Raw genomic sequence first — 12691 nt, 5'->3', positions numbered from 1 at the left:
TGTTTGCTATGCCTATTTTTATTACTAACTGCTCTCTTAACACAAAAATTATAGTTCGATATTACTTCATACAAATTCAAGTTTTACATATTAGTTTCCGTGACTACTCAAATCATCTATTTCATCATAAACTTGAACTTGATTATATTTTGGATTTAATTGGATATAGAATATAGCTACTGAAACAGCAAGTATTCCGAATCCAACAAGCGTAAATGACGTAAATGCTGCAATTGAAAAACCAACTAAGAAGAATGGCATTAAGTATTTTGCTTCCATCATGTTAATTACCATAGCATAACCAACAACAACGATCATTCCACCAGCAATCTGTAATCCTCTTGTTATAGGTAGAGGTATTGCTGCTAGCATAGCAGTAACTCCACTAGTACCAGCTACAGCTGCTACTAGTGCTGCTGGAATTGCAATACGAAGACCTTGCAATAGCAATGCTCCAAAATGAGCAATTTCTATGGCTCTAAAATTACTGTCTTCAGCATATTTATCACAACGATGTTGAAAAAATATTGTTATAGTCCTAACAAATATCGTTAGAACTTGCCCAGCTGCTGCGATTGGAATTGCAATTGCTATACCTGTCCCAATTGGCTGATTACCTGTTATTACCAAGATAGTTGCAATAACACTAGCAAGTGCACTATCTGGTCCCATAGCGGCCCCAACGTTCATCCAACCTAGAGCTAAAAGTTCTAATGTACCACCTAAAATAATTCCTGTTTTCATATCCCCTAGGACAAGACCAATTAAAGTACACGCTATAATCGGTCTGTGTGTTTGCATACTATCAAGCACACTTCCCATGCCTGTTATCATAGCGACAACAAGTACTAAAATAAATTGAATAGTAGTCATAAATAACCCTCCTTTTAAATTTATAAATCCTTTATTTTACTCATTACATCAATTTTCGAATCACTTGCAATTTTTCTTAGTTCAAGTTCAATTCCCAATTCATGTATTTTATTTAAGGCATCAACATCTTCAGGTCCAAGAGAAACTGCACCACTTATCTGTGTTCTTCCAGTTTTAAAACACATTCCTCCAAGATTTACCGATTTCATAACCATACCACCTTCAATAAGTCTTAAAACATCTCCAGGATTTACACATAATATTAATGCTTTAAAAGAATCATATTTTGGGTTTTTGTAAACCTCTAGTACCTTGTCAATAGGTAATACATACGCTTTTACTCCTGGAGGTGCAACTTTTAAAAGTAATGTTTTTCTTAATTTATCTTTAGCAACCTCATCACTACACACAAATATTTTATTACACTTTGTTTCTTTTACCCATATACTTGCAACTTGACCATGTATTAATCTGTCATCTATCCTCACAAAGTTTATTTCCATTTTTAATTCCTCCCGTTAATATTATAATAATTCTTCATCATCTGGCTGAGAAAGAACTTCTCTTAATGATTTTATTCCTTCAGCTCCTGCTTTTTTACCTATACTAACTAGCTCTTCAAGGTTAGAACACTCTCTAGATCCATAAATTTCAAGTAGCATCGGCAAATTAATACCAGTAAGAACATCCATGTTATCGTTTTCTATTACTATTTTACTTGCTGCATTAAATGGACTTCCTCCAAACAAATCCACTAAAAAAAGTATTCCGTCTTTACAATCTAATTTTTCTGATTCGCTTTTATACTTTTCTACAAGATCTTCAAGTCCTTCACCTGTCTCAAAAGTAACTGATGAAACATTTTCTTGTTTGCCAAATATCATTTCAGATGATCTCAATATTTGTTTTGAAAAACTTCCATGCGTTCCAACAATAATAGCTACCATGTTAACTCCTCCATTTCCTAATACAATTTTTTACTTAACACTTATTACTAGAGCAATTACCCCTAAACAATAATATTGTATAATTATATTTTATTACAATAAAAATGTTTTTTATCAATTACTTAAGCTATCTTATTCAAATATGATAACGTTATCAATTAAGGGTTAATGATCTATGTCTTAAATATATTATGAACTAATTTTACATTCACTTCACCTACATTTTGTCATTTAAATCATGACAATTGTCACCTGTAATGTTACATTTGTCATTTAGGCTTTTATGACTATATTATTTCAAAGCAAATAAAATTTTATAAAAAAAATATACCCATAGCTTTATGGGTACACCAAATTTGACTTATTAATTAGTTTTACAGGTACGTTTATATCTTTTTCAATTTTTATTCCTTTTAACTTTTTTAAAGCAGTATTTGCAGCACTCCTTCCAATCATATCTGGAGATTGAGAAACAGTTGCTGTGAGTTTACCTTTTCCAATCATCGCTATTGCATCATCAGATCCATCAATTGAATAAATATATGCTTTATTATCTATTTTATTGTTTTCAAAGGCTGCAATAACACCTAAGGCTGTTGGATCATTAAGACACATAACAGCATCTATGTGTTTATTTGTTTTAACTATACTATCCATAACTTCCATAGCAAGTTCAAGTTGACCATTTGAAGTCTTCCTAGCAATAATCTTAATTCCACTATATTTCTTTATTATATCCTCAAAACCTTGAATTCTTTGAATAGCTGATTTAGCAGTTGGATGTTCAATAATAACAACATTTCCTTTGCCCTTTAACTTCACTACTAAATCTTTCGCGCATAACACTCCTGCATTATAATTTTCAGAGGCCACCGTACAATCAACTAGATTATCATCAAAAACAGGAGAATCAATAACTATAACAGGTATTTTAGCTTTTTTTGCAGCTATTAATGCTGGCTTTATTCCTTTCCAATCTACAGTATTTAAAAATATAATATCAACTTTTTGAGCTATAAGATCATCAACTTGAGATATTTGTTTTGAAACTTCAAGCTGTGCATCAAGTGAAATGAGTTTTCCATTTTGAGCCTCGACAACCTTTTTTATACCCTCATTAAGCTTAACACAATATGCATTGTTCATATTCATATAGGTTGCACCAAACTTTAATTTTTTTTCTCCAAAAGGGAAATCTTTATTAAAGCTCATAAACACACTGAGTACACCCAAAAATAAAATCATGAAAATAATTAAGATTATTGCAATAATTTTTTTAGACATTTACTTCCTCCTAATATTTGTCTAAGGTTTAAGATATGTATTTAATTTATAATTCAGCTTACTTAATGTTTCTTGTACGTCTCCTCCACTATTAATTAATTGAAATATATCTTTATCCGCAATATCCATACTTGCCTCATATTTATGAAAACTTGGAGTTACAATAGATTGTTCTACTACTTCACTTAAAACCTTCTTATTAATAAAATTTTTTCCTTCTAAATTGTACTTAGAGAGTTCTTTGTCAGTTTCCTTTGATTCCACTACATCTTTTAATACGGGCATCCCATGAGAATATTTAAATACATCCAATTGAACATCTTTATCATTAGTTAGAAATTTCAAAAATTCCCAAGCTTCTTTTTCATGTTTTGTTCTTGAACTTATTCCCATAAGTAAACTATTAAGCTGTCCAGCATTTTTACCCTCTGGTCCTTTAGGTAATTTTATGCATTCCCATTCAAATTGTCCATATTTGATTACCTTATATGGATATACGTTATACGCTCTATATGTTGAAAATGGAAAAGGTTTAAAGGCAACGTTACCATTATCAAAATCTTTTAGGCTTACTACATAATTTTGATTTAACTTATTAAGCTTTATAATAAAATTTATTGCCTCCTTAACACCATCATTATCAAATATAGCTTTGTTTCCATTTGCGTCAAAAAGCTTTTGACCATTAGTATAAACAGCTTGTTTCCAGTCAAATCCTACAGCTCCAAATTGATCTATCTTACCATCTTTATTTTTATCTATGGTTACTTCCTTACATATCTTGTAAAAATCATTCCAGGTCCAATCCACACTAGGTAACTTTATACCTTGTTTTTTTAGCAAAGTTTTATTTACAAACATCAATTCAGGATCAACTTCCTTTGCAATTGCATATTGAGAATCTTTATATTTTCCTGACTTTATTGCAGTTCCATACTGCTTAGATAAATCTAAAGTTTTATCATTTTTGATTAAATTATTTAGATTCGTAAGTTCTCCAATAGATGCAAAAGTATTAAAATCACCAGGTAAAACGCAAAATAAATCTGGCTCAGTTCCTTTTAATATTCTTTGAGATAATTGCTCTGAGTAATCAGTTTTTAAAATACCACTTTTATATTTAACCTTTATATGAGGATTCGCCTTTTCAAACTTACATATTGCATCATCTAAAGCCTTATAAGATTGAAAGTCAGGTACATCATACATACTTCCAACAAATGTACCAAACTCTAATACTACCGTTTTATTTGTACATTTATAATAAGCAAAACAAACAGATATTATTATTGCTATAATTAGAAATATAACAAACCTAGACAGAATTACTTTTGCTATTCTAATTTTCAATCTTTTTCAGCTCCAATCTAGATTGAATTGCAAATATAGCTATTTGAGTCCTATCTCTTAAGTTTAGTTTACTTAAAATATTACTTATGTAATTTCTAACAGTCCCCTCACTAAAATTAGTTTCAAAAGCTATTTCCTTGTTTGACATCCCCCTCCCTATTAATTTCATTATTCGGAGTTCGTTTTTACTTAAATTACTAAATTCTAACTCATCTACATTTATTTTATAGTCCATCTTATCGTCCTCATGGAAAAATTCAACTACCTTCATTGCAATATTAGGGTTTATAAGAGCCCCTCCATTAAATACAGTTCTAATAGCCCCCACTAGTTCTATAGAAGAGAGACCTTTTAACAGATAGCCGCTTGCCCCATATTTTAGAGCATCAAATATATATTCATTATCATCAAAGGTTGTAAGTACTATAATCTTTATTTGTGGTAAAATTTTTTTAATAATCTTTATACACTTTACTCCATCTATTTCGGGCATACGGATATCCATTAAAATTATATCAGGAATTAATTTTTCAGCTAATCTAACAGCTTTTTTGCCATCCTCAGCAAGACCTACTATTTTTATATCAGATTTATTTCCAAGGATTATTTCAAGACTTTGCCTTATAAGTTCTTGGTCTTCTGCTATTAGTATTTTAATCATTTTTTGATTTCCTCCTTATAGGTAGGTTTGCAGAAATAATAAATCCTCCTGCGCTATTCCCAGCAAAATTAACTTCTCCCCCTAGCATATTTACTCTCTCCTCAATATGCCTTAATCCAAAACCTTCTTTAATTTCACCAACTCCTATTCCATCATCAATTATTTTGATTTGCAAATTATTTTCTGCAAATTCTAAACCCACAATAATTTCACTTGCCTCTCCATGACGCACTGCATTTGTTATTCCCTCTTGAACTATTCTATAAACAGTTTCCTCTTCATCCGCTCCCATTTTAGGAGCTTGTCCTGTAATTTGAATCTTTACCTTAGTATTTGTACACTCATTTATATCTTCAGACAACTTAGAAATTGCTTCAATTAGCGAAAATCTTTCAAGTGCATCTGGTCTTAGCTCATTCATAGATCTTCGAACATCTAAGAGTCCTTTTCTTGCAAGTTCTGATATTTTCAACATCTGGATCTTCATCTTACTAATATTGAATTCCGATAATTCTATACATGCCTCCAGACCAATAGCTATAGCCGTAAGCGTATGTCCAATAGTATCATGAATTTCCCTTGCCAATCTATTTCTTTCCTTAATTTTAGCTGCTTCTTGAGATTTTCTAGCGTAATCTTGTAATTGAATATTTATAACTTTTAATTCTTCTGAAGATTTGTATACCTCGCCATATAGCTCAGAAATTTTCTTGTTTTCATCCTTCGCACTTTGTATAACTTGAATCATAAACAATATAAAAATAATTTCATTCGTAGAATTAAGTATATTTTTAATACTATAATAATAAATTCTTTGCAATGATGTATAGTACTGAGCATAATCATTTATATTAAATATATTAACTTTAATAGACAAAATATTATAGTCAAGTATTATATAAATAATAATTATAACTAAAATGAAGACACTTTTTCTTTTTTTACCATCAATATAAGTAACTATATTAGCTATTGCTATAAATAATATTCCTTTATAATCCATATTAAGATAACCCATTATTAAAATGCATAATAAAATGTCATAAATGCAAAAAATATATAGTACGAATTGATTTTTCATAAAAAATTTTTCTCGAGCAATAACACCTAAACTAAGCATAAATAAAAGCAACATAGCAAATACAGGCATCTTCCATGCAACTGTGGGAACAGTTCTGATTTTTTCAATAAATTCCCTTGCCATGCTATTTTCACATATAAGACCTATTGTATTAGAACTAATTATAGACATAAATACAATCATTAAAAAATTTATAACAAACAATGTAATCCTAGTTATAGATGTATTTTCCCACCTTTTTGTATCTACTTTCACCATAATTTTACCCCCGTAACAATTGTTTATCCTTTTATTAAGTCTTCTAATACGGCTTTTATAATGTTTCAATATCCTACCTTGATTTACAATGTTACACTTTTATTGTAACACCTTATATTAGTTATTTCCACAAAAAATAATTGCATATAAGTGATAATTCATAATTTTCTTTCTAACTCAAAAAAGCACCTAATATAATATTATTAGATGCTTTTTAATATTTAAAAATGGAATAATTTCTTAAGACATAACGAATTTTTCTATAGCCGCAGCTACACCATCATTATCGTTTGATAAAGTTACGTAATCCGCATATTGTTTAACTTTGTCTGGAGCATTCCCCATAGCAACTCCAATACCTGCAAATTCAATCATATCGATATCATTATAATTATCACCCATAGCAATTACCTCTGATTTTTGTATATTAAACTTTCTCATCAAAATCTCTATAGCTGAAGTTTTTGAAACATTATTGGGCATTATTTCTAGATACGTAGGCTTTGAAGGATATACATTTAAACCGTTTGAGTGAATACTTTTAATTTTTGCATCCAATAATTTTATATCATTAGGCTTTCCCATACATAAAATTTTATTAGGTCCTGAATTTTCACATTCCCATTGATTAAACAAGTCAGTAAACCCCTTAATATTTGGCGATATATTAGTTATTTCGCTCTCCTGTTTTGCCCAATCATCTAACTCTTCAACATACCATTCATCGCCTTTATACAAACTCATATGCACATTTAATTCTTTAGCAAAACTATATGCCCTCTTCACATCTGAAGTTGCTATACCGCTATTTGATAAAATATTAGCTTTTTCATCTATAACTAAAGCCCCACTATAGCAAATAATTGGTTCATTTATATTAAGCTCTTTTTGCAAAAATAATATTCCCTTTGGCATTCTTGCAGACACTAGTATTACTGGAATTTGTTTTACACTCGCAACTATTCTGATTATATCATTTGTATTTTGTGAAATCTTATGTTGTGAATTAAGTAATGTACCATCAATATCTAAACATATCATTTTAATTTTATTCATAAATTATATTTCACACTCCTTATTCTATAATATCTAACTCAATATTATGCTCTCTAATAATGTCTAAATATAAAGTTGGTGGCAAACAATCAGAAATAATGATATCTATTTGATCCCAGTTTAATCCTTTGTAATAGGTAGTTTTCCCATATTTATAAAAGTCTGCAAGCAAAATCACCTTATCAGATTGTTGTGCGGAGGTTTGTTTGATAAAAGCATCTTCCTTGTTGGCGTAATAAATTCCATCAACCGTTATGGCAGCTGCGCCTAAAAAAGCAATATCAAAATGAATTCCAGAAAGCGAATTCTTACAGTCTATATCATAAAAAAAGCGATTATTTTTATTAAGAGAGCCACCAATACAATAAGCAGAAACCTGTTCATTTTCTGAAAGTATCTCAATATTATCAAGAGAGTGAGTAAATACTGTAACGTTTTTGTTTAGTCCTTTTGCTAGGTAACTTACAGTTGTAGATACATCGAAAAAATAATGTTCATTTTCACTAATATACATTAAAGCTCTTTTGGCTATTTCTTTTTTTTCCCCTGAATGTGCTTCAAGTCGTTGCCTGTAATTTCGAATTGTATCTATTAAACCAGGCCGAGTAATCCCTCCATGAGTACGAATTACAGTACCTTTATCTACAAGTTTCACAATATCTCGCCGCGCTGTATCCCTTGATATAGCAAACATCTTACATATTTCATGAACAGATAGGTTATTTGCATAATCTAAGTATTCAAGTATTTTTACAAGCCTCTCTTCTTGATACACATAATCACCTCTAAAATAATTATAAGTATATGTAAGTATTTTGTCAATATATTAAGTATATGTAAGTATAAAATATTAATGCCCTAGTTATGTGAACACAACTAAGGCATTTAAATTTAATTTTTAGTGATTAGTTCAATAAAACAACCTCCCACTTTCCATTATTATCTTTTAGAACATTTATATTTACTAATCCATCTTTATTAAAGTCACACGTAAATTCATTACTAAGAGTACTTTTGTTGTTTTTATCTTCAAATTCAACTTTATAAGTACAATTTTTCTGCACACCCATATCAAAATAACAATGCTGATTCTGCTTCAAATCATTACCAATAATTTCACTCTTGCCAACTCTTTGAATTGCTATATTACTAATGATTTCAGAACTTTTATTTCCTATAATGAGATTATTTTTAATATTTTTTTCACCACAAGCAGATATGAAAATTGCAGTAATTATGCAACCCAATAAAATTATATATGGTATTCTTTTCACCTTAAATCACTCCTTGAATTAAATCATTTCCCTTTAGATAATACCTTAAGTAATAGTTTAGATATAAAATATCCAATAATAGTGAAAATAACAAACCCAATCCCAAATCTTCTTAAATGATCACTCCCAAAAATAGCACCAGCCAAAAGCCCAGAACATATAGCAACGCCCCATATAAATACAGGTTCTAAATTTTTAAAGACTATTAGTCTTAAATTATATTCTATGTTTCTCTTTTTATAGGCAACATAAGCTAAAAACAAAAATAAACAAGTTAATAGAAAAAGTACTAATAACTTTGATTTATAATAACGATAATAATAAAACGTGCCTGCCACTTCATTTATTGTTATATTAACAAAGTTTTGCTGAGGTAAATTATAGCTATAAATACTTAACCAAGTGTAAAGTTTATCAAAAATCATATATCTGCCTTGAATATATCCATAGCTTCTTACAGTTAAATTCTGTACTACCATTGTTATAAATAAGGGTACCACAAGGATTATTCCACCTACTATAGTAGAGACTATGCTATTTCCCATTACTGCCTGAATAAGCATCAGAAAAGTGAAAATGCAAATATACTGGAATGTGTCCATAAAAAACCATCTAATTATATCAGAATATGGACTTAACGCTCTATCAATGCCTTTAATGTTTGCAAAATAAAATAGGCTTAGAAATACATATGTTACTAGAAAACTTATTAGTAAACCTGATACTCCAACAAACCATTTATTAATTATTATTTCTTTCCTTGTAAAGGGCATAGAAGCCATAAAGCCTTGAGTTTCACTAGTTTTTTCACCTATAAATAAAGTTATGGCGAGCAATATTATAACAAATAACATTATAAAAATATAGCCATCTTGTGAATAAAGCCCATTATTAAACCAATAATGACTATCTACTTCTCCTTGAACTTTTTTGTAATTTAACGCCCACATAACCCCATAACCCTTAGTGATTAAAATCATAGCAATAGTTAAAAGTGTTACCCAGCGTACGTTTATCCATTCCTTATAGAAAAGAGCCTTATTTACAATCTTATTCATTTTTATCCTCCTCTTCTACGAAATATATAAACATATCCTCGAGACTCATATCTACAATTTCTATAAATTCAGCGCCCATGTCATAGAGGTTTTTTTCAAGATCTTTCGAGTAATTTTTAGTAATTATATAATTCACCCTACCTATAGTTTCGACCTTAATTACACCATTAATAGAAGCTAATCTCTCATTTATATTAGCTACATCTTTAAACATCACTTGAAGTTTTTTCATACTATTCTTAGCGTCTTCCATAGAGCTTTTAAGTTTTATTTCGCCATTTTTGATGATCGCGATACTATCACATATTCTCTCAATATGATCCAAATGATGTGATGAAATAAATACAGTTACATCTCTTGATGCTACTTCATCCACAATAATAGACATTATTTCTTTTTTAATCACCGGATCAAGTCCAGATGTTGGCTCGTCAAGTATTAATATATCTGGCTTTATGCTTAAGTTTAAAAGAATAGAGGTTCTCATCTTCATACCTTTGGAAAGTTCTCGTACTCTGCGGTTTACAGGGATTTTAAATTTTATATTAAGTTCATCAAATCTCTCTTGTGAAAAATTAGTATAAGTTTTCTTATAAAATTCTAAGAGCTCCTTTACTTTAAAAGATGAAAAGAATTGATTCTCATCAGACACATAACCTATCCTCTGTTTTATTTTGTTATTATCGAAAACTTCTTCACCATCTATTAAAATACTACCTTCATTAACTCTGTAAATACCAGTTAGGCATTTAATAAGAGTAGTTTTCCCAGCACCATTTTCACCAATTATTCCAAATATACTTCCCTTATTTACATGCAAATCTACATTTTTTAAAATGTATTTATCATCTATCTTTTTGCTCATATTTTTTATATCTATCAAGCTAACACCCCTATTTTAGTATTTCTATTCTAATCATTTCCTTTTAGATAATACATTAAGTAATACTTTAAATATAAAGTAGCCTATAATGGTAAAAACAACAAACCAAATTCCAAACGAATTTATGCTTTCCCCCGCAAAAATAGATCCACCCAAAATGCCTAAACATATAGAAATGATGATTATAAACACAGGTTCTAAATTTTTAAAGACTATTAATCTTAAATTATACTCTAAGTTTCTCTTTTTATAAGACACATATGCTAGGTACAAAAATAAGCAAGTTAATACAAAGAAAATCAATAATTTTGATTTATAATTTGTATAATAAAAAGTCCTATACATCTCCTTGCCACTATTTGATTCTGTATTAACCCAGTTCTGCTGAGTTATATTATACATATAAATACATAACCATTTGGTAACTTTACTCGAAAAGAGCCTTGTTGATTGGATAGCCTGGTATTTTAAAGCTAATGAGTTTAAAAATAATGGAACTACAAGTACTACTCCACCTACTATGCTAGAAACTATGCAATTTCCCATAATGGATTGTGCAAACATCATAAAAGTAAAAATGCTGATGTACTGGAAGGTATCCATAAAAAACCACTTAACTATATCAGAATATGGATTTAATGCTATGTCAAGGTCGTTAATATTTGCGAGATAAATCAGGCTTAAAATAATAAATGTTACTACAAAACTTATAAGTAAACTTACCACTCCAACAAACCATTTATTAAGAATTATTTCTTTCCTTGTAAATGGCATCGAGGCTATAAACCCTCCAGTTTCACTTGTTTTTTCACCTAAAAACAAAGTTATGGCAAGTAATATTACAAGAAATAACATAAGGTATAAATAAACATCCTTGACATATAGTCCATTATTGAACCATCTATCAGTCCACACGGTGCCATTAAGTCTCATAGAGGTTTTATTATGATTTAGCTCTGTTATAACCCCATCAACCTTAGCATAGAAAAGTATAATAATAGTCAAAAGTGTTACCCAGCGTACATTTATCCATTCCTTGTAGACAAGGGCCTTATTTATACCTTTACTCATTTTTATCCTCCTCCTCTACGAAATATATAAACATATCCTCAAGGCTCATATCTACAATTTCTATAAATTCAGCCCCCATATCATAAAGTTTTCTCTCAAGGTCTTTAGTGTAATTTTTAGTAATTATATAATTCACCCTACCTATAGTTTCAACTTTAATCACTCCAGCAATAGAAGATAATTTCTCATTTATATTAGATGCATCTTTAAACATCACTTGAAGTTTTTTTATACTATTTTTAGCATCTTCCATAGAGCTTTTAAGTTTTATTTCGCCATTTTTGATTATTGCGATACTATCGCATATTCTCTCAATATGATCCAAATGATGTGATGAAATAAATACAGTTACATCTCTTGATGCTACTTCATCCACAATAATAGACATTATTTCTTTTTTAATCACCGGATCAAGTCCAGATGTTGGCTCGTCAAGTATTAATATATCTGGTTTTAAACTTAAGTTTAAAAGTATAGAAGTTCTCATCTTCATTCCTTTAGAAAGTTCTCGTATTCTTCGATTTAATGGGATTTTAAATTTAATATTAAGCTCATCAAATCTCTCCTTAGAAAAGTCATTATAGGTTTTCTTATAAAACTCTAAGAGTTCCTTTACTTTGAAAGATGAGAAATATTGATTTTCATCTGATACATAACCTATCCTCTGTTTTATTTTGTTATTATCAAAAACTTTTTCACCATCTATTAAAATGCTTCCTTCATTAACTCTATAAATACCAGTTAGGCATTTTATAAGAGTAGTTTTGCCAGCACCATTTTCACCAATTATTCCAAATATACTTCCTTTATTCACATGCAAATCTACATTTTTTAAAATGTATTTATCATCTATCTGCTTGCTCACGTTTTTTATATCTATCAAATTAATCCCCCC

General features: G+C 29.6%; 14 protein-coding genes. All 14 read right to left on the bottom strand.

Annotated elements, in window-relative coordinates; genetic code table 11:
• Positions 1-90: 90 nt before the first annotated feature.
• Entirely contained in the window at positions 91-873 is a 783-nt protein-coding gene (locus KPL37_RS09815) for a PTS mannose/fructose/sorbose transporter subunit IIC (RefSeq protein ID WP_216148741.1), read from the bottom strand.
• Between the two features lie 20 nt (positions 874-893).
• Positions 894-1376 carry a PTS sugar transporter subunit IIB gene (locus KPL37_RS09810; RefSeq protein ID WP_216148739.1) on the bottom strand — a complete coding sequence of 161 codons (483 nt, stop codon included), beginning with the start codon at positions 1374-1376 and terminating at the stop codon, positions 894-896.
• A 21-nt stretch (positions 1377-1397) separates the two neighbouring features.
• Positions 1398-1820 (bottom strand): mannose/fructose/sorbose PTS transporter subunit IIA, encoded by a 423-nt coding sequence (locus KPL37_RS09805; protein WP_216148736.1) that lies wholly within the window; start codon positions 1818-1820, stop codon positions 1398-1400.
• Positions 1821-2159: 339 nt separating this feature from the next.
• Positions 2160-3104, bottom strand: coding sequence for a sugar ABC transporter substrate-binding protein (locus KPL37_RS09800; protein WP_216148733.1), 945 nt, complete (start codon positions 3102-3104; stop codon positions 2160-2162).
• Between the two features lie 21 nt (positions 3105-3125).
• Positions 3126-4454 (bottom strand): ABC transporter substrate-binding protein, encoded by a 1329-nt coding sequence (locus KPL37_RS09795; protein WP_216148730.1) that lies wholly within the window; start codon positions 4452-4454, stop codon positions 3126-3128.
• On the bottom strand, positions 4444-5115 hold the full coding sequence (locus tag KPL37_RS09790; RefSeq protein WP_216148726.1) for a response regulator: 672 nt from the start codon (positions 5113-5115) through the stop codon (positions 4444-4446). The genes KPL37_RS09795 and KPL37_RS09790 overlap by 11 nt, the downstream gene beginning before the upstream one ends.
• The gene (locus tag KPL37_RS09785; protein WP_216148722.1) at positions 5108-6454 is read right to left on the bottom strand and encodes a sensor histidine kinase; all 1347 of its coding nucleotides are present in this window, start codon (positions 6452-6454) and stop codon (positions 5108-5110) included. Before KPL37_RS09785 ends, KPL37_RS09790 begins: the two co-directional genes overlap by 8 nt.
• Positions 6455-6694: 240 nt before the next feature.
• Positions 6695-7510, bottom strand: coding sequence for a Cof-type HAD-IIB family hydrolase (locus KPL37_RS09780; RefSeq protein ID WP_216148719.1), 816 nt, complete (start codon positions 7508-7510; stop codon positions 6695-6697).
• A 19-nt stretch (positions 7511-7529) separates the two neighbouring features.
• Entirely contained in the window at positions 7530-8285 is a 756-nt protein-coding gene (locus KPL37_RS09775; protein ID WP_216148716.1) for a DeoR/GlpR family DNA-binding transcription regulator, read from the bottom strand.
• Between the two features lie 130 nt (positions 8286-8415).
• Complete coding sequence (locus KPL37_RS09770) at positions 8416-8784, bottom strand: hypothetical protein (RefSeq protein WP_216148713.1); 369 nt, start codon at positions 8782-8784, stop codon at positions 8416-8418.
• 23 nt (positions 8785-8807) lie between these two features.
• Positions 8808-9842, bottom strand: coding sequence for an ABC transporter permease subunit (locus tag KPL37_RS09765; protein WP_216148710.1), 1035 nt, complete (start codon positions 9840-9842; stop codon positions 8808-8810).
• Positions 9835-10725: an ABC transporter ATP-binding protein gene (locus KPL37_RS09760; RefSeq protein ID WP_216148707.1), complete on the bottom strand. Its 891-nt coding sequence runs from the start codon at positions 10723-10725 to the stop codon at positions 9835-9837. Before KPL37_RS09760 ends, KPL37_RS09765 begins: the two co-directional genes overlap by 8 nt.
• Positions 10726-10758: 33 nt before the next feature.
• A complete protein-coding gene (locus KPL37_RS09755) occupies positions 10759-11796 on the bottom strand; it encodes an ABC-2 transporter permease (RefSeq protein WP_216148704.1) in 1038 nt (345 codons plus the stop codon).
• On the bottom strand, positions 11789-12679 hold the full coding sequence (locus KPL37_RS09750) for an ABC transporter ATP-binding protein (protein ID WP_216148701.1): 891 nt from the start codon (positions 12677-12679) through the stop codon (positions 11789-11791). The genes KPL37_RS09755 and KPL37_RS09750 overlap by 8 nt, the downstream gene beginning before the upstream one ends.
• Between the last annotated feature and the right edge of the window lie 12 nt (positions 12680-12691).

Origin of the sequence: Clostridium frigoris, from assembly GCF_018861865.1 — a bacterium.
GTDB classification, from domain to species: Bacteria; Bacillota; Clostridia; order Clostridiales; family Clostridiaceae; genus Clostridium_AD; species Clostridium_AD frigoris.
Note: the sequence above shows the minus strand (reverse complement) of the source record. Positions and strands in the feature narration are given on the sequence as shown.

What these genes read in the sequence shown, in the direction of transcription:
- KPL37_RS09785 (WP_216148722.1), bottom strand. Translation starts at nt 6,454, where the DNA reads ATGGTGAAAGTAGATACAAAAAGGTGGGAAAATACATCTATAACTAGG.
- KPL37_RS09790 (WP_216148726.1), bottom strand. Translation starts at nt 5,115, where the DNA reads ATGATTAAAATACTAATAGCAGAAGACCAAGAACTTATAAGGCAAAGT.
- KPL37_RS09800 (WP_216148733.1), bottom strand. Translation starts at nt 3,104, where the DNA reads ATGTCTAAAAAAATTATTGCAATAATCTTAATTATTTTCATGATTTTA.
- KPL37_RS09805 (WP_216148736.1), bottom strand. Translation starts at nt 1,820, where the DNA reads ATGGTAGCTATTATTGTTGGAACGCATGGAAGTTTTTCAAAACAAATA.
- KPL37_RS09780 (WP_216148719.1), bottom strand. Translation starts at nt 7,510, where the DNA reads ATGAATAAAATTAAAATGATATGTTTAGATATTGATGGTACATTACTT.
- KPL37_RS09755 (WP_216148704.1), bottom strand. Translation starts at nt 11,796, where the DNA reads ATGAGTAAAGGTATAAATAAGGCCCTTGTCTACAAGGAATGGATAAAT.
- KPL37_RS09765 (WP_216148710.1), bottom strand. Translation starts at nt 9,842, where the DNA reads ATGAATAAGATTGTAAATAAGGCTCTTTTCTATAAGGAATGGATAAAC.
- KPL37_RS09815 (WP_216148741.1), bottom strand. Translation starts at nt 873, where the DNA reads ATGACTACTATTCAATTTATTTTAGTACTTGTTGTCGCTATGATAACA.
- KPL37_RS09810 (WP_216148739.1), bottom strand. Translation starts at nt 1,376, where the DNA reads ATGGAAATAAACTTTGTGAGGATAGATGACAGATTAATACATGGTCAA.